Origin of the sequence: Mycoplasma suis str. Illinois, from assembly GCF_000179035.2 — a bacterium.
GTDB classification, from domain to species: domain Bacteria; phylum Bacillota_I; class Bacilli_A; order Mycoplasmatales; family Mycoplasmoidaceae; genus Eperythrozoon_A; species Eperythrozoon_A suis.
Genome location: NC_015155.1, coordinates 596,901 through 617,083, shown reverse-complemented (window position 1 = coordinate 617,083; position 20,183 = coordinate 596,901). Strand labels below are relative to the sequence as shown.

The window sequence follows — 20,183 nt, the reverse complement described above, 5'->3', positions numbered from 1 at the left end:
TAATGGAGAGATAATTATTAATTAGTATGAGAGGTCTAAGCTTGTTATCTAAAGTTTTTTCTGGCTTATTAGTTATAGGGGCCAGCGGGGGGGGAGCTGGCTTTGGAATGGGATCTTTATTTAATAAAGAAGTAAAAGAAAATAGTGTCGAGGTAGAGAATGATTCTCACTCTTTGCAACCTCCAAAACAACAAGATAGTGTTTCCGAAAAAAACTTAACAGGTAACTATCAACAAAGAGAAGAAGGAACAGAACACACGAATACAAGAAAAGATTGAGATTTGGATTCTTCTTTAGGGAAAGAAAAAGTTAGAACAGAACAAGAAAGAAATAAAGAATTATTTGGGGATGAAGAAATAATAGTTGAAGAAAATGAAATAGGAAATACAGGTTTTGTCTGCAGAAAAGAAAAAACCAAGAGTGGAAAAGTAATATCTCAATCTTGTTTTATGAAGGGTTAATGTAAGAAAGAAAAAAGGGCTTGAAGCCCTTTTCTTTCTAAAAAATTAAGAAATTATTTTTGTTGAGGAGAAGATCCTTGTTGATTGGATTGTTCACCCCCTTCTTGTTGATTTTTCTCAAAATTAAATATTTCGTTAGGCATGTTATCTATTTTTTGAGAAAGCTCTTCAATCAATTTTTGATTAGATGTTTTAAGTTTTTCTAGAGCACTTTTTAATTTTTCAGAATTTTCTCTGTAAACTTTTCCAACTTGTTCGCTGAACTGTTGAGCAGCTTTCTTAGCTTTCTCAAATAATTGATTATTTTTCTCTTTTAGTTCTTGAGTTATTTGTTCCTTCTTCTGATTTAGTTCTTCTCCCTTTTTCTTAACTTCTTTATTTACTTCTTCACTTTTACTTTCTAATTCTTTTCTCTTAGTTTCAGTTTCTTGTCTTTTCTGATTGTTTAAGTTGTTTTTCTCTTTTAGTTGGTTTAAATTTTCTTCACTTTCTTTTTGTTCAGTCTTTATTCTTTTAGTTTGCTCTTCAATTTGTTTTACTTGATTATCAAAATCTTTCTTTAAGTTATTGTTAAGTTCTTCTAAATTTAAATTACTTTGCCCCCCCCGCGGGCAGAAGTAATAAATACTAGAGAATTAGCTCCTCCAGTTAAAGAAACTATAGAAGCTAATAAATATTTAGAGAAGATCAATTAGCCTAAATATTTACTCATATATACACAGAAAAATGTTATTAAAAAATCTGAGGATAATTTATTTAAACTTAAGGATTTTTTAATAACAAAAGTTATAAATGTCTAATATTTATTAGAAAATCTAATAAATAGTAATGATTGGAGGAACTTTTAAGATCCCTCTAATAGTTTTTTCTATTTTGTCTTTAGGTGGTGGGGGGGGGGATATTTAGCTTATTACTTTACTAAGTTAGGATCAAACCATCAAGAACCAGTCAGTTGTTTACCTAGCCCAAATTGCAAATGTTGTGAAGAAGGTCAATGTAGTGGAACTTGTAAAGAGCAAGGTAAAAAATGTTGCAAGAAAGAAGAATGTAATGATGAGAATTGCTGTTGTTGTTCATCAGATGATGGAACAGAATGTTGTTGTTGCTGCGAAACGACAACATAAATAGTTAGTTATGTTTTGGAAATTACAAACTAAGTTTTGGTTAGGAGGTTCTTTAACTAAGAACCAACTTTATGCTGCTTGTGGAACAATTGCGGGGGGGGGCATTTTGGTCAGTGTTGTTGGTTCTGAATACATAAATAATGGACAAATTGCCTCCCAAATAAAAGGTGCTTTCAACACTTTTATTGGTTGATTTACTCCGACACAAGATCAACAACAGCAGCAATTACAACCATCTGAGCAACAACCTTTTTCTTTTGGAAATTTTTTCTCAGAAGTAGGTAGTAAATTAGGAGATGTTTTCTCATTCATAAAAACAATTGCAGAAACAATGATTCAATCTTGAAAAAATGTTTCTGAATCTATAAAAAAGATGAAATCTCAAGAATTACAACAACAAGACTCTCAACAATCTTCTGGAAATATGAAAGAAATGAAATTTGAATTTAAGAGTATTTTTAGAGGAATACTAGCTTTATGAGGAATGATGTATAAAGATGTATTTACAGTAGAAAATGGTTCTTTTCTTTATTTACTGTCAAACTTATTAATTAAGACAGAAGAGTGAACATGATTAAAAACTCCAAATCAAAGATTGAGTTGAGATAAATGGAAGCAATCTATTGAGAAAACTTATAAAGAAATGGGATCTAGATTTGAGAAAGGAGCTAGAGACTTTTTAGTTCTTCTAGCTATCTTGGATCAAATTGGTCAACAAAAAAATAAAAATCAACCTTCATCTATATCTCAAAAAATTACTTTATCTAGAAATAATATGCAGTGATTAGGATACAGTTTTGGTTGAGTTTCTGAAGAAGCAAAAAGTAAATAATTTCTTAAATGTTTTGGAAGTTACAAACAAAGTTCTGATTAGGAGGAGCTTTAACTAAAAATCAACTTTATACCACCTGCGGAGTTATCGCGGGGGGGGCATATTAGTTAGTGTTGCTGGATCAGAATATATAAATAGTGGTCAAATATCTCGACAGATCAAAAGTGCTTTTGACACTTTTGTTGGATGATTCGCCCCAACAACAACTTCTTCTGAGCCTGTAGTACAGGCAGAAACACAATCATTAGGAAATCTTTTTGAGAATATATCTTCGAAATTTGAAATAGTAAAAAGTTGAATTACAGATATATTTCAGGGATTTAAGACAGTTTTTCTTTCAGAAAAGAAATTCTTAGAAAAACTTCTTAAATCAAATCAAAATAGTCAACCTGAACAACAAGATTCTTCTCTGCAGAACATAAAGATAGATTGAAGAGATTTTTTTAATGGTTTGTGAATTCTCTGAGGTTTTGCCTATAGAGATGTGTTTAGGATAGAGTTCGGATCTTTCTTTTATTTAGTTGCTAGTTCTTTTGTTGACTTTGAAGAAATAAAGAAAGTAAGTAATCAACCACAAGAAGGTCAAGATCAAAGTCAACCAAAGAGTTATTTAGTTAGAGTTGTTTCTAAGATATTTGAGCAAATAAGTCAAAGATCTGAGAAAGGTATAAAAAATATGCTTATTTTTTTAGTTGGATTGAATCAAGTAGGAAAACAAAAAAGAAAAAGTCCTCAACAACCCCAAACTAATGGAAAACAACAAGATAATAGAATTTCAATAACTTGAGAAAATATGAAATGATTTGGACACAGCTCTTATTGAGTTCAAGAGGCACTAGAAGCTCAACAATAGAAATAATTTTTTAGATAAATGTTCTGAAAGCTACAAACTAAGTTTTGGTTAGGAGGTTCTTTAACTAAGAACCAACTTTATATGACTTGCGCCACCATCGCGGGGGGGGCGCTTTAGTCAGTGTTGTTGGCTCTGAATACATCAATAGTGGACAGATATCCACAAAAATTCAAAGTGCTTTTGAAACTTTTGTAGGATGATTTAAACCAACTAATACTGAACCTTCTCCCCAGCAAGAAGAAACTCAATCAAATGGAAATTTTTTAGAAAATTTATCTGAAAAATTTCAAACAGTAAAAGGATGATTTACAACAATTTTTCAAAGTATCAAAAAAATAATAGAAGCGGAAAAGAAATTTTTTTCTAAATTTCTTGAATCTAGTGGACAACAACAAGTCCAAAGAGAACCTTCTTCTTCGAACGATTTAAAAATCGATTGAAGAGATTTCTTTAGTGGACTATGAGTTCTCTGAGGCTTTGCCTACAGAGATATTTTTAGGATAGAGTTTGGTTCTTTCTTTTATTTATTATTTGGAACTTTTATCGATTTTGAAAAGATAAAAGAAGAAATAAATAAAAGAAATAAGCCAGAAGAACAAGAAGGTAAAAAATCTTGAATTGAAATAATTACTTTAGGATTTGAAAATATTGGAACAAGATCTCAAAAAGGAATAAAGAATTTACTTTTATTCCTTTTTGAATTGAATAAGGTTGGTCAAGAACAAAGAAAATCAGGAAGAATTAAAAATGCACAAAGTCAATCTCAACCAAATAATGAAAAAAGTAAAGATCCTAGAATTCACATAACTTGAGAAAATATGAAGTGATTTGGTTATGGTTCAGATTGAGTTACAGATGAAGAACAACAATCTCAAAAATAATTATTTAGTAACTTAAAAATGTTTTGAAAATTGCAAACCAAGTTTTGGTTTTCAGGAAGCATTTCTAAAACCAATCTTTATGCCGCATGCGGAGCAATTGCGGGGGGGGCATAACAGTTAGCTTAATTGGTGCTGAATTTTCAGGCAATCAAATATCTAAACCCCTAGTTGAAGCTTTTTCAACCTTCATTGGTTGATTTAAGCCCAATTCACAACAAGTTGTTCAGCAAGAATCTCAAGAACAACAGTCAAGCACAGGATTATTTGAAAATATTGGAAACAAATTTAGTGGAATTTATGAATGAGGCAAAAGTATTTGAGAAATTTTTGCAGCATTCGCTAAAAAAGAACATGAGTTCTGAAAGAAAATAATCACAAATAGACAACAAGTTCAACAACAAGAAGGGACTTCTCTTCAGAACGTAAATATAGATTGAAGAGAATTCTTCAATGGTTTGTGAATTCTTTGAGGACTTAAATATAGAAATTTATTTGAAATAGATTCTTTTACATTCTTGAAATTATCTGGAAGTCTATTCATACATAACTATGAAACTTGAAAGTGAGAAAAGAAATCTTTTACTGAAGCTTGAAATAATTTTCAGGAAAAATTTCCTAAAGGTTTAAAAAGTTTATTGATATTTTTGGCTCAAATTAGTATGGAAGGAAAAAGATTAAGTATTCAAAATATAAATAATTCAGGAGGAAGTAATGGAAGAAAAATCAAATTAACTTCTCATAACTTAAAACAATTCGCCAAATCAGTTGAGTGGATACCTCAAGAAGAAGGGGTTTCCAAATAAAAATTTTTCAAATAAAACTAATAGATATATTTAGATAACTATGAGATGAATAATTAAGATTCCTCTCATAGTTATTCCTATATTGTCTGCTGCTGGCGGGGGGGGATATTGAGCATATAGTCTAAGTTCTCAAACTTCAGGAGATCAAGAAAAATCTAAATGTGTTCCTTCTGAAAGCTGTAAATGTTGTGTAGAAGGTCAGTGTCAATGTACAGAAGGATCTAAAGAGTGTTGTAAAGAACCCTGCCCTGAGGGGCAGTGTTGTTGTTGCTGCACCGAAGGAACAGATTGCGCAGACGGTAAATGTTGTTGTAAGCCTACTAAATAGGCTTCAACAACTAAATAAGAATGTTAAAAGCAGCAATAAAGATTCCTTTAATTGTTTTTTCCATACTTTCTGTTGGTGGCGGAGGTGGCTATTTAACATATCATTTCACGAAAACTGGAACTGAAAGTAGTAGTTCCTCTTCTACTTCAACAACAAATACTTGTTCTTCGGAAGGTCAATGTAAGTGTTGTACAGAAGCTGGAGTGGAATGTCAATGTCCCGAAGGACATCAAAAGTGTTGTAAAAATGATTCTTGTCCTAGTGGGCAAAAATGTTGTTGCTGTTGCAAAACAGGAGAAACTTGCTCTGAAGAAAACTGTTGCTGTAAAGCAGCAGAATAATTAATAAATAAGAGGTATGCTTAAGGGAATTAAGATACCTCTTATTATTCTTTCTTTGTTATCTGCTGGAGGCGGCGGAGGATATCTAACTTATTACTTAGTAAATAAAAATGGAAACCAAAATGAAGAAGTAAGTTGTTTACCTTCAGGAGATTGTCAATGTTGTCAAGAAGATGGACAACAGTGTAAATGTACTGATGGAGATTCTAGTTGTTGTCAAAATTGTGAAGGAGGTAAGTGTTGTTGCAAAGATGGAACAACTTGTACTAGTGGAAGTGTAAAGTGCTGCTGTTGTTGCCCAAAATAGAATAATCTAGTTTTCAAAATGTTTTGAAAACTACAAACAAAGTTCTGATTAGGGGGAACTCTTTCCAAAACTAACTTATATGTGGCTTGTGCCACCATTGCGGGGGGGGCGCTTTAATTAGTGTTGTTGGCTCTGAAGTTACAACTTATCAGATATCTGGAGCAGTACAACAAGCTTTCAGTACTTTTGTAAGTTGATTTAAACCTTCTACAGCTGCCGTTCAGGCAGCTCCAGAAACTCAACAACAAAACATAAACATTTGAGGAAACTTAAAAGAAAAATTAGAGTCTGTGTGGAGTTGAACAGAAACATTTCTTAAAGGAATTGTTATGCTCATCAAGTCAGAACATAAGTTCTGACAAGATTTAATTTCCGGTCGGAGAGGAAGTTCACTTCCCGATCAAAGCAACCAAAAATTAGATATTGATTGAAGAGAATTTTTTAATGGTGTTTGAATTCTTTTTGGATTCAAATATGCAGACATATTTGAAGTGGAATCTTTTACATTTCTTTACTTAATGAAAGATTTATTTCTCGATAGCATACAAGATTGAAAATGAGAGAGGAAATCTTTCTCTGATGCTTGAGAGAATTTGGAAAAGAAATTTCAACCAAACCTTAAAAACTTATTAATTTTTTTAGCTCAATTGAGCGCAACAGGAAAAGGAATGAGAATGAAAAGTAAAGGACAAATTCAACAAGATCAAAGTCAACATTCAAATACAAAAATTAAATTAGTTAGAAGAAACCTAAAGAATTTTGCTTTAGGTTTAAGTTGAATAGCTCCTGAAGCTTTAAGTTCTCCAGAAGAAAAATAGAAATTTAAGTTATTATTTGTCTGTTCTTTAAGGGCAGAGAGAATAATAAATATTTAATTAAATAGAAGTTAAGTAATAAATCATGTTCTGAAAATTACAAACCAAGTTTTGATTAGGTGGAACTTTAACTAAAAGCCAACTTTACACTACTTGCGCCACCATCGCGGGGGGGGGCGCTTTAGTCAGTGTTGCTGGCTCAGAAATATTTCACCAACATGTTTCTAATGCATTTTCCTATGTTGGAGGGAAATTCTCTGAATGATTTAAATCGACAGAGCAATCTTCGGCACCCCAACAACAAACAAATAATCAAGTTTCATGAGAAAACTTTACTGGAGTTTTCACAGGAATATATTCAACAGTTAAAGAATTTTTTGAAACTTGAGTTAAAAGTATGCAAAAAGATTTAAAAGATTTAGGAAATCTCTATTCTAAAAATGGTCAACAACCCCAAGAAATTACTATACCTTCCATAGAATGAAGGGTTTTCTTCAATGGTCTTTTCACTCTTTGCCATTTCATGTACAGAGATGTATTTCAAGTAAAGTTTGGAACTTTGTTTTATCTACTTCTAGGTCTATTGATGGATACTAAAGAAATAAGTCAACGGAAATGAAGCAAAGAATCTTTCTTGAAGGCTTATAAGAATTTCAATCAAGAAAAAAGATTTGAAAAAGCTTTAGCTGGATTTTTGTCTATGTTAATTCAGTTAGATATGATTGGGAAATTTACTAGAGAAATTAAGACAAAAATGTCTTCTCAAGGAGATCAAAATCATCAACAATACTCACCTTTCTATCACTCAACATTGATTCCTGTTGATGGAAGAAATCTTCAGTGAGCAGCTTATTCATTGCAATGAGTACTAGATTCAACAGAAAAGAAATAATTATTAATTAATAATGTTTTGAAAATTACAAACTAAGTTTTGATTGGGAGGAACTCTTTCCAAAACTAACTTATATGTGGCTTGCGCCACCATTGCGTGGGGGGGGCGCTTTAGTCAGTGTTGTCGGAAGCGAAGCAACTTATGGACATGTTTCCAATGCCTTATCATTCATTGGAAATAAATTCTCTGAATGATTTAAGTCTTCACCTCAAGAAATTGTTCAGCCTCAATCTCAACAAGGAGGACAAAGAGCCTGAGAAACAATTAGGGGAGGTTTTGAATCTATTTGATCAACAATTAAAGAATTTTTTGTTGTGTGAGTTAAAAAATTACAACAAGATTTAAAAGATATTGGAAAGTTTTCTCCCTATGAAATTCAACAGCAACAACAAGATGTCAATATACCAAATATAGATTGAAAGGTATTTTTTAATGGATTGTTCATTCTATGCCATTTTTCTTATAGAGATGTTTTTCAAGTAAAGTTTGGAACTTTACTTCATTTATTGGCTGGACTATTAGTTGATATCAGTAAATGAGAATGAAATAAAAAAAGCTTTTTAGAAGCTTTTGAAAAATTTAATGAAAATAGAAGATTTGAAAAATCATTAGCTGGATTTCTTTCTATACTTATACAACTTGATATAGTTGGTAAAAGTATGAGAAAGTTAAAGTCATTGGGAGATTCAAGTAATGGATCATTTCCTTTCAAGTACACAAACTTAATCCCAATTAATGGAAGAAACATTTGATGATCTACTTATGCCATGAAATGAGTTAATTTGGGAGGAGACGAAAAAGAAAAATAGTAATTAGTATGTTTTGAAAACTACAAACTAAGTTTTGGTTAGGTGGTTCCTTAAACTAAGAACCAACTTTATACTACTTGTGGAATCATTGCGGGGGGGGGCGCTTTAGTTAGCGTTGTTGGGAGTGAAATCTCCCAACAACATATTTCTAACGCCCTATCTTATATTGGGGGAAAATTTTCAGAATGATTTAAGTCTTCCCCGCAAGTACAATCTGTTCCTGAACCATCTGCACAACAGCAAGGAGCTTTTGAAGTTATTTCAAATAAATTTCAATCACTTTTCAAAATTGTCAAAGATTTTTTTGAACAATGAGTCAAAACTTTTCAAAGTGATTTAAAAAGTTTGGCTAGTTTTTCTTCACAAGCTAAAGAATTGCAAGAAAAACAACAAACTCAATTACCAGAAGTAAATTGAAGAGATTTTTTTAATGGAATTTGAATTCTTTGCCATTTTTCTTATAGAAATGTATTTAAGGTAGAGTTTGGCACTCTACCTTATTTACTGGCTGGTTTATTTCTAGATTTAGAGAAGTGAGAATGAAAAGTAGAAAAGATCTCTGAAATTTATGAAAGTTTTAAGCAAAGATTTGAGAAAGGATTTTTAGGATTATTAGGTATATTGATACAGTTAAATGAAACTGGAAAGCAAATGAGTAAATCAAGTAATTTACATGGAAGAACTCCTATAAATATCACAAAAAGAAATATTTTGTGATATGGTGTTGGATCTCAATGAGTTGAACTAGATAGAAGTAAACCAGAACCTAGTACTTCTTAGTAATTAATGTTTAGAAAATTACAAACAACTACTAGGTTATGGTCTATAGGCTTAACAGCCAATAAAAGACTTTTGTATTCTTCGTTAGTGATTGCGGGGGGGGCTTAACAACTAGTCTTGTAACTAGAGAGTCTTTAACACAAGATCTCTCTAGTACATTTAGTAGTTTTGTAGGAAAACTAAAGGAATGATTTCCTTCAACTCCTGCTGTAGTTCTTAAACCAGAAGAGGAGGCACCGCCTCCTCAAGAAAGTAGTTTTTATCAAAAAATTGTTACTGTCTCCACAAGAGCTTATGAAATTCTCAAAACATTTATTATGGGATTTCTCAAGAGTTTTGTTGATTTAGGTAAATCACTTTGAAAGTTAAAAGATAAAAACTGGAAATGAAAAGAGATGATTCCTGATCAGCAAAATCAACAAAATGAATTGCAACAAAGTGACTCACAACAGCAAAAAGTAGATTGAAGGGATTTATTTAATGGTTTATGAGTTTTGTGTCACTTCCAATACAGAGATGTATTTGAAGTGGAATTCGGATCTGTATTTTCTCTAATTTGGTGAACAATCATAGATGCAGGTAAATGAGATTGATGAGATTGAGAGAAAATACAAGAATCCTTAAAGAATATAGAAAGTAGACTTGAAGAAAGTTTGAAGTCTACTTTAAAGTTTTTAGTTTCTCTAAAAATATTGGGAGAAAAGAAGAGGGGAGAATTAAAAACTAAAAATCAAGATCCAAAACCAGAAAAAATTAAATTAACTAGAAATAATATGAAGTGGGCAAATTATGTTTGATTGGATAATTCACAATCTCAAAAACAATAAATTCTTATCATTGTTCCTGAAAAGGGACAATAAGAAAATTAAATGATAAAAGGTTATATGAACATTAAAAGCATTTAATTTTTTGAAGAACTTATCAATAAATAGACATTTAATTGGGAGTTTTTTAACTCCCAATAGGCTTTATATTACTTGCGGAGCTATCGCGGGGGGGGTTTAGCGGCAAGCGCACTAACAAGAGAATTTTTAACTCAAGATCTTTCTAAACCATTATTTCAATTTCTAGATCTCTTAAGAGAGTGATTTCCTTCAGAAACTTCTAAGCCTCAAGAAGAAGGGGCCGAAGCCTCTTCTTCTCAACAACAAGAGTTCTCAATTTGAAGTAAATTAGAGAGCATTTGAGAAATTGTTTGATCATTTACTAAATCATCTGCAAAAGGAACAGTTAAAAGTTTTAAAGAATTATTCACTACTATCAAAAAATTGAAAAATAAAGAATGACAAAGTGTGATTCCTGAAGAACAGGAACAATTATTGAAGAGTCAGAACTCTTCTAATGGACAAAGTCAAGATAGTCAGCAGCAAGTAAAAACCAATTGAAGAGATTTCTTCAATGGTTTTTGAATAATTTGTCATTTTGCCTATAGAGATGTATTTAAGGTTGAAATAGGTTCAGTTTTTTATCTATTAGGTAGCACCCTAATAGATATAAGTCAATGGAAATGAGAATGAGAATCTATAGAAAGATCTATAAAAAATATGGAAAATAAGTTACAAGAAAGAATTAAAGAAACTTTGAAGTTTCTAGCTTTCTTGAATGTAGCTGGAAAATTAAAAAGAGAACAAATGAAGAAGCAAAATAATGGAGAAGGAGATAATCAACAAAATAAACAACCTTACAGCATAACTAGAAATGCAATTAAATGAGCTAACTATGTTTATGATGAAAGTTCTTCTAAGCCAGAACCTTCTTCTTCCTAATAAGTTCTAAAAACTCCCTTTGGAGGGAGTATCTAATAAATAATTAATTTAGGGAAAAAGATTTTCCCATAATTAAATAATTATTAATTTTTAAAGTAAAAACAAAAATAATTAGTTAAGTTGCAATGACTTAGCTAATTAAAGAAAATTTAATTAGTTACTTATTAGATCAGATTACTAACAAAATTATTAATGGAAATTAATAATTATGAATACAGAATACTTTAGTAACTTAATTAGTAAACAATTCTTAGAAAAACAATATTCAAAATCTTTGCTTATGCATTTTTCTTTTCCTCCCCTTTAGGGGGGTTATTAATTTATGACAAAGTAAGTGGGGGGAATGGCAGTCAAGAACAACAATGCAAATGTGAAAAATGTAAAGAATGTTGTGAAAAGTGTTGTGAGGAAAAACAATGTTGCCAAGCTAATGGAGGAAATTGTGAATGCTGCAAAAATAAAGAGTGTTGTAAAGATGGTTGTTGTAAAAAAGATAATTGCAATTGCGCAGAAAAGCAATGTTGCTGTTGCTGCTGTTGTTGTGAAAAATAATTTTTCACAAAAAACTTAGAAGATTTAATATTTCTTTTAACTCTCCCAAGAGGGAGGTCTCCAAAATTCTAATTAATTAGGTAACTTATGGGATTAAAGACTTTATTAAGTACTTCTGAATCCACTTTATCTAGGTTAAATACAGTACTCCTCCAAGTGGAGGAGTTCTCAGAGGAAGTAAAGTCTCTAGATGATGAGCAGCTAAAGCTTAGAACTAAGTATTTCTTAAAAAGACTGGAACTAGGGGAAGAATTATCTGATATAGTTCCAGAAGCTTTAGCTGTAGTAAGAGAAGCAGCTTATAGAGCTCATAAGCTCTATGCTTTTCATACTCAATTACTAGGAGCTCTAGTCATATATGAAGGTAACTTTGCTGAAATGAAAACTGGAGAAGGTAAAACATTAGTTATTGTTTTAGCTTCTTACCTACTAGCGTTAGCTAAGAAGGGATTACATGTAGTTACTGTTAATGAGTATCTAGTAAAGAGAGATGCTGAGTTCTGCAGAAAAGTCCTAAATTTTTTAGGACTTTCTGTAGGATTTAACAGCACATATCTTTCTAGATACTTAAAGAAAGAAATGTTTAAGTGTGATGTTACTTATACTACCAACTCCGAGTTGGTATTCGACTATCTAAGAGATAATATGGCAAAAAACTCTAATGATGTAGTTCTCCCCCCTCTAAGTTATGCAATCATAGATGAGGGAGACTCCATATTAATAGATGAAGCTGGAACTCCTCTTATTATTTCTAAACCATCAGATGATGGTTTTAAATGACACTCTCAAATTGATCAAGCTGTTAAACATCTTGATCAATTAGATTACAAGATTGACTGAGAAAGTAAATCTGTAATTCTCAATAGCAGAGGAGTAAGAAAACTAGAAGCTATGCTCGGATTAGAGCAGCTTTATTCTTTAGATAATTCTGCTCTAATCAATAAGATACACAATGCTTTATCAGCTAATTATGTCTTCCAGAATGGAAGAGAATATATAGTTCATGATGGTCGAATTAAGTTAATCGATCAGTGAACTGGAAGAATACTAGCTGATAGAAGTTATAGCTATGGATTGCAACAGGCAATCCAAGCAAAAGAATCTCTAGAAGTAGAGAAAGAAAGTAAGGTATCTGCAAAGATAACTTATCAAACTTTCTTTCGAAAATATAAGAAGATATCTGCACTCTCAGGAACAGGTCTCTCTGAAGCTAAAGAACTTTCAGAGACATACAACATGATTGTTGTGCAGATACCTACTTATAGAAAAATACAGAGAGTTGACTTACCAGACATGATATTTAAAAATAGAGAGATAAAGATTAAAGCTATTATCTCTGAGATAAAGCACCACTATATTAAAGGTCAACCTTTACTTATTGGTGCTAGCTCAGTAGATGAATCAGAATACATCTACTCTAGATTACAGGATGAAGGAATTCCCTGTGAAATTCTTAATGCTAGAAACCACTATAAGGAAGCAATGATAATTGCTAGAGCTGGGCAAAAGCATGCAGTTACTATAGCAACTAATATTGCTGGTAGAGGAGTAGACATAAAGATCTCCCCTGAAGTTAAAGAATTGGGAGGTCTTTATGTCTTGGCATGTGAAAAAAATGAATCTAAGAGAGTAGATGATCAACTTAGAGGTAGATCAGGAAGACAAGGAGATCCTGGTAAGTCTGCCTTCTTTATTTCTCTTGAAGACACTATCTTCAAGAGATTTGGGGCAGACAAATTTGACAAAATTTCCAAAAAAATGAAGGAAGAATATTTTGAAAGCCCATTTCTTTCAAAAACAATTTCTTCCCTTCAAAAGAGAATTCAATATTCTTCCTTTGACACTAGAAAGAATCTAGTTGAATATAGTGAGATTCTTTCTATTCAACAAGACATTATTTATAAGCAGAGAAGATTCATTCTCTTCTCTTCAGAGAATGAAAAAGTATTTGAAAGTATGTTAGAAAAACAAGTTAAGACTTGGACTGTCGAAGTATTTGGGAAAATGAATTCTTCCTCTTCTGAAGAGAGACCAAAGAATTTTACAAATATGCTAAATGAATACTATTTTGAGATTCCTCTTTTTGAAGAAAAAGACTTCAAAAATAAGGCATCAGAAGATATAGAAGTATTTCTTGGTAAAGTATTTTTTAAGTTCTGGGAACTTAAAAAAGAAAGACTAGTGAATATAGATGTCAATAGTCTTTTAAAAGAAATAATGATTTACTTTATAGATGCTTTCTGAGAAAAGCATCTAGAAGATTCAGAAAAAATAAGAACAACTATTAATTTGCAATCACTAGAACATAAATCCCCCCTAAATATCTTTATTGAGAAAATGGAGGGAATTTTTGTTGACTTACAGCAAAACTGTAGAGCAACTATCATAAGAGAAGTCTTTCTATTAAATGCAACTAGTTGCAAACAAGAGATAGACAATTTTGTGAAAGAATTGAGAAATAAAAAGTTAAGTTAGGGATACTTTTTGTGTACAAAGTTAGTACACAAAAATATGTATTTCACCCATATAATGACCTTCGATGAAAAGGGAAAGTATGAATGAAACCAGTCAAGCAACTCTCGAAAACATCAAGAAATTTCAATTAAATAAAGATCAGGAAGCTTTCAACTTCCTTCTCTCTAAATATTTCCCAGCCACTTGTAAATATGCTTCCAAATTTTTGAGTAGCAATGTCTACTCAAATCTAGTAAGTTGATCTTTCCAAGAAGTTGAAAGTTATGTATTCCTAGCTTTTTGAAAAGCGATTAATAATTACAAGTCAGAGAGCGAGAGCTCTCTGTCTTTTAAAAACTACCTATATCAATTAGTAAAGTTTGAAACTTTACACGAATTAAAGAAGAACTTTAGTTGACAATTTATCTCTAAAGCTCATCAAAGATGATGTAAAGAAGATGAGAATAATACAACTAAAAATTCTTCTGATGTTTTCAATGATCTCTCTTTTAGAGATAAAGTACAAATTATTAAAAAATTTCTAGAAGAGAAGAATGAAACTTATGCTCTCATTTGAGAGCTTAAGGCTTCTGGAATTAAAAGTTCAGAAGTATGTAAAAAACTAAATGTTAGCTCCTCAGAGCTAAAGAGTCGCTGACAGTATATAAAGAAGTTAGTTCTGGATAAGTATCCTTCTTTACACGAGATTGCTTAATTCTGGATTTAATCCAGAAATAAATGTAATAGGAAGAAAGGAATAGTGAACTCAATAATAGAGGTTGATATTTTTGAGATCATCTCCATAGGAATATAGATTCTGAAAGACTATCTGGATTACCACTTGATTGCAATAATTCTCCATTCACCGGAGCAGTACTTGTTAACGCAGTCATCTTATTGATTGTGAATTGAATAGATCCCTCTGAACCTGGAGTAGGAACAAAGTTATTAGATGTAGTGGAAATATTAATTATGTGGAAGTTATTAAAGAAGTTATCTCAATTTCCGCTCATTGCAGCGGAAATTAAAGAGAATAAAGAGTAATTAAGAATATTTTGGATAGTAAAGACAATTATTGACCTAAATGTCACTACATTGAAAAACACTCTTTTGAAATTCTTTTTGAATTTCTTATTGTTTATATATTTCCACTTAATATCACAAATTGTTTGTGAATTCCCAAGTTTTAGGAAGGAATTCAATTTATATTTAGTCATAGCAAAAAAGTAGTGAACTCTTTTGCTGTAACTAATTGAGAACACAAATACTGCAGACACAAAGTCTACTAGTAAACCTAATAGCATCATTCAATAGTATTTGTGTTCTGCTTCATTTGGAGTTCAATTTCCCTGCGCATGTAAATAAATAAAGGAAGGTCATGTAATGATTCCTTGCGCAAGGAATCAACTTACAGTAAGAGAGGAAACTATAGAAGCCCCTCTTCCTAGGGGAATTCCTCTCTTTTTTAGTCATCAAATAATATAGGGTTCAGACCCTATAGAAAAGGGAGTAACAGATCTAATTAAGAAAGAAATGGAATGAAGCTTTAGTCACTCTAAAGCTGATATTTCTTTACCATCTTTTCCAATTTTTGGAACTCTTCCAGAATAAGAGAATTTTGCAAGAAATATGTCATTTATTACAAAAAAGAAAATTCCAAAGACAAGAACAGCAATAAATGTGGAACTATTTGTCTTATCTTTGGAAAAAATAGTTTGAAATTGTTCCCACTTAATTGGTTGAAGATAGAAGAGATTAAGAAATACTGCTAATATGAAAAGACAAGCTCAAATTTTTACAAAGTATTTCTTATTTAGTTGATAAAGCTTTTTGAGAGCAATTACCAAAAGAGAAGAAACAACTTCTTCTCTTCTATTAGAAGGCTTACATCACTTTTCTAAATAGTTATATTCACATTGACAAGATGACTCTAATTGAAATCTCAGAATAATCTTTAATAGCTTCGCTAATTGAACTAACATTAGGCAGTTAAAAATACTCTTTTAACTGCCAAAATTAAGCTACAACAGGTCTGCTAGTGTTTCTTAGCTAAAATTAAAAAAATAAAATAGCTGTCTGTAATGTATCTTTATATTTAATTTTCAACACCTTCATGAAGAAAAAAGTAAAAAAATTAAACATAAAACCAAGAAATCTTTAGCTAAGAGAGTTGTTATTCTGGGATCAGGAGCAATAAAAAGAAAGAGATCTCACAGATCTCACTGTGCTTCTGCAAAGTCCACAAAGAGAAAGAGAAAACTAAGAAAGAGTGTTCTATTTAATCAAGCACAATACAAGATAACTGCTTATTTGTTGCACTCAACAAATAAGAAGAACTAAAAGATAAGATGCGAGCAACTAATAGTGTTAGTACAAGAAAAAGAAGAAAGAAAGTATTAAAGAGAGCTGAAGGTTACTGAGGTCACAGACGAATAGGTTATAGAGTTGCAAGACAATCAGTATTTAAAGCTGATCAGTATGCATATAGAGATAGAAAGAATAAGAAAAGAGAATATAGAAGACTGTGAATTTCTAGATTGAATTCTGCATTCAGAGAATTAGGTCTTACTTATTCTAAGGGCATGAATGCCCTTAAAAGAGCTAACATAACACTTAATAGAAAAGTACTTTCTGAAATGGCTATTTCTAATCCAGAACAATTCAAGAAAATAGTTTCTTCTACTTCTCCTAACTAAAGGGCTTTCAAGCCCTTTTAATAAATCTAAGAACTGAAACTTTCAGAACTACTAGATTACCAAAAAGAATTAGATCAAAAAGTACTAGAAAAGAAATTTTCTGATCTAGATGAACACAGTCTTCTACTAGCTAGAAAGACTGCTCTAGTAGTAGAATTCTACGAATTCTTAAATGAAACATTACTTTTTAAGTATTGAACTAAAAAATCTATTAAGCTAGAAAGCTTAAAAGAAGAATTTATAGACATTGTTCACTTCACTCTTTCTCTTTGCTTAATCTATAAGAAACAAGAATTGGCTGAACAATGTCTATTGGGAAATACTAAAGAAGATGGTAATAACCTTTATGTACAAGCTAGAGAAGATAATAGATTAAGAACAGAATTATTACATATAAGCTATGATTGAATGAATTCAATTCATCAAGCTATAGAACAAGATAATTTTCAGGAATGATTAGGTTGACTTTCCACTATAAGTACTTGAATGAACTTAAAGGGAGAAGAAATAAAGGAATCTTATCTTTCTAAGTGGAAAGTCAACTTTCAAAGATTGGAGGGAATTATCTAATATATGTCTAGCGATAGAATATTAGAAGCTAGAGAATTAAGAGCAGGACAAACTGTCCTGTGAAAAGGAGTTCCACATCTAGTATTAGATCATTCATTTAACAAGACAGCCATGAGAGGAGGTCTTGTTAAATGCAAACTAAAAAACTTATATACCAAATCTATTGTTACGGAAGAACTTTCCAATCAGCGTTTGGAAAAAGCAATATTAAGTAAAAGAGAAGCAATATTTACTCACAGGGAAGGACAAAACTCAAAGTTTTGTGATACTGAAACTTATGAAGAATACAGTTTATTGTCTTCTGATTATCCAGAAATAACTGTATTCTTAGAAGAAGGTTGTTCTCTTCAATTAGTTTGATTCGAGGACAAACTAATTGACTTTGTATTACCAGAAAAAGTTAAGTTAACTATTGAGGAACTTGTTCCTGTCAATAGTGAAGTTCAAAAAGCAATATTTAAAACTGGATTTGAATGTTTAGTTCCACTTTTCTGTAAAACAGGAGAAGGAGTATGAATATCTACTTCTAATGGAAAGTACCACTCAAAGTAAATCTAGATGATTTTTAGGAATACTCCTATTTCCTATTGTTTTAGTTGTACTTCCATTATTTTCTCTTTACTGCCTAAGACATAGGAAACAGTACAAAGGATCGGAGGAGTATTCCTCCAGATTCTTTTTCTTAAAGAAGATATATTGACTTCTTTATCAATTATCTCCTCAGAAGGACTTATTGGACACTAAGGATCATTTAGAACTTAAAAATTCCCTTATTGTCCTATATAGCCCTTCTTTTTCATTTTTCACTATATATATAGCTTTTTTAGTCTCTTCATTCTATGAAGAGAATTATCAAACTAGAAAATCATTTAGATTGTGTAATTTACACAATAAAAAATTCTGGTGAGAATTTCTTTTATCCTCACTAGATGTATTTAGAAAGATTCCTTCAGTAAATTTTCTGAAGGAATCTAGTGAATCTATAGTGTATTTTGTAAATTCCACATCATCTCTCGAGGAGATAATAAAGAATTCCTACAGAACTATAGTGTTCTTTAAATTAGATAGATTTTTTTCATGATCTAAGGGTTTTAAAAGAACATATAGTGCTGTAGGAAAAGTAACTCTAAAAGAGAGATTAAAAAACTTAGAAGAGTTTAATTTAAAAGTAGGAAAGATCTTTTTCCTTTTGCAGGGAAAAGATAAAGAAGTGAGTTCAGCCAAGAACTTAATTTAAAATAGAATTAAGTTTTTCTGGCCTCTCCCTATAGGGGGATTTAGTAGGGTAGGTAGCGAAGTGGTTAAACGCGTCTGACTGTAGATCAGATACCTTTTCAGGTTACGGGGGTTCGAATCCCTCCTTGCCCACCATTATTTTTTTGGGCTGTAGCCAAGCGGTAAGGCAATGGACTTTGACTCCATGATGCGACGGTTCGAATCCTTCCAGCCCAGCCATGATTCACTAGCTCAGCGGCAGAGCATTTGGCTTTTAACCAAAGGGTCCTGGGTTCGAATCCCAGGTGAATCACCAAATATCGTAAGCTTAAGATATTTATACTTACATTTAGAGACTCACTAGCTCAGCGGCAGAGCATTTGGCTCTTAACCAAAGGGTCCTGGGTTCGAATCCCAGGTGGGTCACCATTTTATTAGCTTTACAAGCAATTAAATTCTTACTAAAAATTTCTTTTTAGTTAGAATTTTTTATGAATCTCAGCTGGGGTGGCGAAATTGGTAGACGCCCGGGATTTAAGTCCCCGTGCAGGGAACTGCGTGTGAGTTCGAGTCTCTCTCCCAGCACCAGTTTGTTGCCCAGCAGTTTTTAAGCGCTGCAGCCATAGTTTAGTGATAAAACATTTGCCTTCCAAGCAAATGATGGGGGTTTGATTCCCCCTGGCTGCTCCATTATTTAATATTTATTTAGTAAATAAATAGTTTTTAGATGAGATCAGTATTCAATTGAGGTCTATTTAAGGGTTATTTAAAGGAGGAACTTTCCTCCTTTGAATATGGCTTTATGAAAAAAGTGTTTTCACAAGCTGCAGTTGGTTTTGGAGCTTTTGGAGGGCTTGTAAGTGCTTTAAGTGGTATTTCTGTTGCTGTAGGAAGTGGAAGTGGAATATGAGCTTTCAATGGTATTGCAGGAATAACTTCATTAATTTCTGGATTAATACTTATGTTCTATTATTTACCTAAATATAGAACATTACCGATGGAGGTTACTCCTTCTTTTGTTAAAAGAGCTTATTTCTTCCTTATATTGACTTATGGAACTTTCTTTTATATATTGTTGCAAGGATTGGGTTGGATAACTGGAAATGGCTCAGATCAAGGACAAACAGCTCTAATTGCAGGAGCTGCAATTTTTGGTACTACTTTAGTCGCTTATTCAATTCCAGCTGCAATTGGTTTCTATATGAATAAGCACACAAGAGCTGTTAGTCTATATAAATTTCTAGGTTTTTGTTACACAGCTTATCTAGTAATGTTTGTGATAAGCATACTATCTATTCTTATTGCCAGTCCTAGTTTTTTTGGATCAATTCACATATTGATGTTTATTCTATGTGGAATAATCATCTTTACTTCTCCAATACTGTCTACATATAGAATGAAGACAGTAGTTAGATATCTAGATGAATCTGATTATGTAGCTATTAAGAAGTGAGAACTATTCTTTGTATTTGAAATACTAGTTCAATTAATGCAAATGGCTGTATATATAACTAGATTTGCTTATCAATATTGCTTAATTTGTAGTGGTTGTAGAAGATAGGATTTTTTCAGAAAGATTAGCTTTCTCTATAAATTAGGCTACAGCTCAACGGGCAGCTCTTAAGGCTGCTCTAAATTTAGCCTGACCTGGTTCGACCTAGCCCAGTAACTATAGCAGATTAAATTTTAGTTATACAATGAATC

General features: G+C 31.8%; 27 protein-coding genes and 6 tRNA genes. 29 read left to right on the top strand and 4 right to left on the bottom strand.

Features of this window, described 5'->3' with window-relative positions:
- Window positions 1–26 precede the first annotated feature (26 nt).
- Entirely contained in the window at window positions 27–461 is a 435-nt protein-coding gene (locus MSU_RS03640) for a hypothetical protein (RefSeq protein ID WP_013610110.1), read from the top strand.
- A gap of 53 nt (window positions 462–514) precedes the next feature.
- Here the strand turns inward: MSU_RS03640 and MSU_RS04960 are convergent, their stop codons facing one another.
- Entirely contained in the window at window positions 515–637 is a 123-nt protein-coding gene (locus tag MSU_RS04960) for a hypothetical protein (RefSeq protein ID WP_272941030.1), read from the bottom strand.
- Window positions 638–1,595: 958 nt separating this feature from the next.
- On the opposite strand from MSU_RS04960, the gene MSU_RS03635 reads away from it, so the two are divergent.
- Window positions 1,596–2,417 (top strand): hypothetical protein, encoded by an 822-nt coding sequence (locus MSU_RS03635; RefSeq protein ID WP_013610106.1) that lies wholly within the window; start codon window positions 1,596–1,598, stop codon window positions 2,415–2,417.
- A gap of 84 nt (window positions 2,418–2,501) precedes the next feature.
- Here the strand turns inward: MSU_RS03635 and MSU_RS04845 are convergent, their stop codons facing one another.
- Window positions 2,502–2,837 carry a hypothetical protein gene (locus MSU_RS04845; RefSeq protein ID WP_237696891.1) on the bottom strand — a complete coding sequence of 112 codons (336 nt, stop codon included), beginning with the start codon at window positions 2,835–2,837 and terminating at the stop codon, window positions 2,502–2,504.
- Between the two features lie 31 nt (window positions 2,838–2,868).
- On the opposite strand from MSU_RS04845, the gene MSU_RS04840 reads away from it, so the two are divergent.
- The 9 genes from MSU_RS04840 to MSU_RS03590 all read left to right on the top strand — a co-directional run bounded on the left by MSU_RS04840 (window position 2,869) and on the right by MSU_RS03590 (window position 8,446).
- Window positions 2,869–3,270: a hypothetical protein gene (locus MSU_RS04840; RefSeq protein WP_237696890.1), complete on the top strand. Its 402-nt coding sequence runs from the start codon at window positions 2,869–2,871 to the stop codon at window positions 3,268–3,270.
- 86 nt (window positions 3,271–3,356) lie between these two features.
- Complete coding sequence (locus tag MSU_RS03625; protein ID WP_013610104.1) at window positions 3,357–4,151, top strand: hypothetical protein; 795 nt, start codon at window positions 3,357–3,359, stop codon at window positions 4,149–4,151.
- An 86-nt stretch (window positions 4,152–4,237) separates the two neighbouring features.
- Window positions 4,238–4,954: a hypothetical protein gene (locus tag MSU_RS03620; protein WP_013610103.1), complete on the top strand. Its 717-nt coding sequence runs from the start codon at window positions 4,238–4,240 to the stop codon at window positions 4,952–4,954.
- Window positions 4,955–4,994: 40 nt separating this feature from the next.
- Window positions 4,995–5,282, top strand: coding sequence for a hypothetical protein (locus tag MSU_RS03615; RefSeq protein ID WP_013610102.1), 288 nt, complete (start codon window positions 4,995–4,997; stop codon window positions 5,280–5,282).
- Window positions 5,283–5,302: 20 nt separating this feature from the next.
- Window positions 5,303–5,623, top strand: coding sequence for a hypothetical protein (locus MSU_RS03610; RefSeq protein WP_013610101.1), 321 nt, complete (start codon window positions 5,303–5,305; stop codon window positions 5,621–5,623).
- Window positions 5,624–5,639: 16 nt separating this feature from the next.
- Window positions 5,640–5,930, top strand: a complete 291-nt coding sequence (locus MSU_RS03605) for a hypothetical protein (protein ID WP_013609385.1) — start codon at window positions 5,640–5,642, stop codon at window positions 5,928–5,930.
- An 86-nt stretch (window positions 5,931–6,016) separates the two neighbouring features.
- On the top strand, window positions 6,017–6,748 hold the full coding sequence (locus tag MSU_RS03600) for a hypothetical protein (protein ID WP_013610100.1): 732 nt from the start codon (window positions 6,017–6,019) through the stop codon (window positions 6,746–6,748).
- An 82-nt stretch (window positions 6,749–6,830) separates the two neighbouring features.
- The gene (locus MSU_RS03595; RefSeq protein ID WP_013610099.1) at window positions 6,831–7,637 is read left to right on the top strand and encodes a hypothetical protein; all 807 of its coding nucleotides are present in this window, start codon (window positions 6,831–6,833) and stop codon (window positions 7,635–7,637) included.
- A 74-nt stretch (window positions 7,638–7,711) separates the two neighbouring features.
- The gene (locus MSU_RS03590) at window positions 7,712–8,446 is read left to right on the top strand and encodes a hypothetical protein (protein WP_013610098.1); all 735 of its coding nucleotides are present in this window, start codon (window positions 7,712–7,714) and stop codon (window positions 8,444–8,446) included.
- A gap of 161 nt (window positions 8,447–8,607) precedes the next feature.
- Here MSU_RS03590 and MSU_RS04955 read toward each other — a convergent pair whose 3' ends face one another.
- Window positions 8,608–8,742: a hypothetical protein gene (locus MSU_RS04955; RefSeq protein WP_272941029.1), complete on the bottom strand. Its 135-nt coding sequence runs from the start codon at window positions 8,740–8,742 to the stop codon at window positions 8,608–8,610.
- Window positions 8,743–8,791: 49 nt separating this feature from the next.
- Between MSU_RS04955 and MSU_RS04390 the strand changes: the two genes are divergently transcribed.
- The 6 genes from MSU_RS04390 to MSU_RS03560 all read left to right on the top strand — a co-directional run bounded on the left by MSU_RS04390 (window position 8,792) and on the right by MSU_RS03560 (window position 14,713).
- A complete protein-coding gene (locus tag MSU_RS04390) occupies window positions 8,792–9,226 on the top strand; it encodes a hypothetical protein (protein ID WP_013610097.1) in 435 nt (144 codons plus the stop codon).
- A 317-nt stretch (window positions 9,227–9,543) separates the two neighbouring features.
- Entirely contained in the window at window positions 9,544–10,053 is a 510-nt protein-coding gene (locus tag MSU_RS03580) for a hypothetical protein (protein WP_013610096.1), read from the top strand.
- Between the two features lie 150 nt (window positions 10,054–10,203).
- The gene (locus tag MSU_RS03575; RefSeq protein WP_013610095.1) at window positions 10,204–10,992 is read left to right on the top strand and encodes a hypothetical protein; all 789 of its coding nucleotides are present in this window, start codon (window positions 10,204–10,206) and stop codon (window positions 10,990–10,992) included.
- Window positions 10,993–11,335: 343 nt separating this feature from the next.
- Window positions 11,336–11,563: a hypothetical protein gene (locus MSU_RS03570; protein WP_043885229.1), complete on the top strand. Its 228-nt coding sequence runs from the start codon at window positions 11,336–11,338 to the stop codon at window positions 11,561–11,563.
- Window positions 11,564–11,631: 68 nt separating this feature from the next.
- Window positions 11,632–14,019 carry a preprotein translocase subunit SecA gene (locus tag MSU_RS03565; RefSeq protein WP_013610093.1) on the top strand — a complete coding sequence of 796 codons (2,388 nt, stop codon included), beginning with the start codon at window positions 11,632–11,634 and terminating at the stop codon, window positions 14,017–14,019.
- Between the two features lie 64 nt (window positions 14,020–14,083).
- Window positions 14,084–14,713 (top strand): sigma-70 family RNA polymerase sigma factor, encoded by a 630-nt coding sequence (locus MSU_RS03560; RefSeq protein ID WP_013610092.1) that lies wholly within the window; start codon window positions 14,084–14,086, stop codon window positions 14,711–14,713.
- On the opposite strand, the gene MSU_RS03555 is transcribed toward MSU_RS03560, so the two are convergent.
- A complete protein-coding gene (locus tag MSU_RS03555) occupies window positions 14,628–15,980 on the bottom strand; it encodes a lysylphosphatidylglycerol synthase domain-containing protein (RefSeq protein WP_013610091.1) in 1,353 nt (450 codons plus the stop codon). The two genes, MSU_RS03560 and MSU_RS03555, sit on opposite strands and share 86 nt — an antisense overlap.
- A gap of 103 nt (window positions 15,981–16,083) precedes the next feature.
- Here MSU_RS03555 and MSU_RS04475 point away from each other — a divergent pair, with 103 nt between their 5' ends.
- The 12 genes from MSU_RS04475 to MSU_RS03500 all read left to right on the top strand — a co-directional run bounded on the left by MSU_RS04475 (window position 16,084) and on the right by MSU_RS03500 (window position 20,040).
- On the top strand, window positions 16,084–16,338 hold the full coding sequence (locus MSU_RS04475) for a bL35 family ribosomal protein (RefSeq protein ID WP_408632409.1): 255 nt from the start codon (window positions 16,084–16,086) through the stop codon (window positions 16,336–16,338).
- A gap of 8 nt (window positions 16,339–16,346) precedes the next feature.
- Window positions 16,347–16,694: a 50S ribosomal protein L20 gene (gene rplT / locus MSU_RS03550; RefSeq protein WP_013610089.1), complete on the top strand. Its 348-nt coding sequence runs from the start codon at window positions 16,347–16,349 to the stop codon at window positions 16,692–16,694.
- 33 nt (window positions 16,695–16,727) lie between these two features.
- Window positions 16,728–17,264, top strand: coding sequence for a dUTP diphosphatase (locus tag MSU_RS05010; RefSeq protein WP_043885175.1), 537 nt, complete (start codon window positions 16,728–16,730; stop codon window positions 17,262–17,264).
- 3 nt (window positions 17,265–17,267) lie between these two features.
- Entirely contained in the window at window positions 17,268–17,816 is a 549-nt protein-coding gene (locus tag MSU_RS03540; RefSeq protein ID WP_013609371.1) for a translation elongation factor P, read from the top strand.
- Window positions 17,794–18,501, top strand: a complete 708-nt coding sequence (locus MSU_RS03535) for a hypothetical protein (RefSeq protein ID WP_013610087.1) — start codon at window positions 17,794–17,796, stop codon at window positions 18,499–18,501. Before MSU_RS03540 ends, MSU_RS03535 begins: the two co-directional genes overlap by 23 nt.
- A gap of 46 nt (window positions 18,502–18,547) precedes the next feature.
- Window positions 18,548–18,635: transfer RNA gene (locus MSU_RS03530), tRNA-Tyr, on the top strand.
- A 9-nt stretch (window positions 18,636–18,644) separates the two neighbouring features.
- Window positions 18,645–18,719, top strand: a tRNA-Gln gene (locus MSU_RS03525).
- Between the two features lies 1 nt (window position 18,720).
- Window positions 18,721–18,795: transfer RNA gene (locus MSU_RS03520), tRNA-Lys, on the top strand.
- A 38-nt stretch (window positions 18,796–18,833) separates the two neighbouring features.
- Window positions 18,834–18,908: transfer RNA gene (locus MSU_RS03515), tRNA-Lys, on the top strand.
- A gap of 72 nt (window positions 18,909–18,980) precedes the next feature.
- Window positions 18,981–19,067 (top strand) — tRNA-Leu (locus MSU_RS03510).
- Between the two features lie 28 nt (window positions 19,068–19,095).
- Window positions 19,096–19,169 (top strand) — tRNA-Gly (locus MSU_RS03505).
- Window positions 19,170–19,206: 37 nt separating this feature from the next.
- On the top strand, window positions 19,207–20,040 hold the full coding sequence (locus MSU_RS03500; protein ID WP_013609369.1) for a hypothetical protein: 834 nt from the start codon (window positions 19,207–19,209) through the stop codon (window positions 20,038–20,040).
- Window positions 20,041–20,183 lie beyond the last annotated feature (143 nt).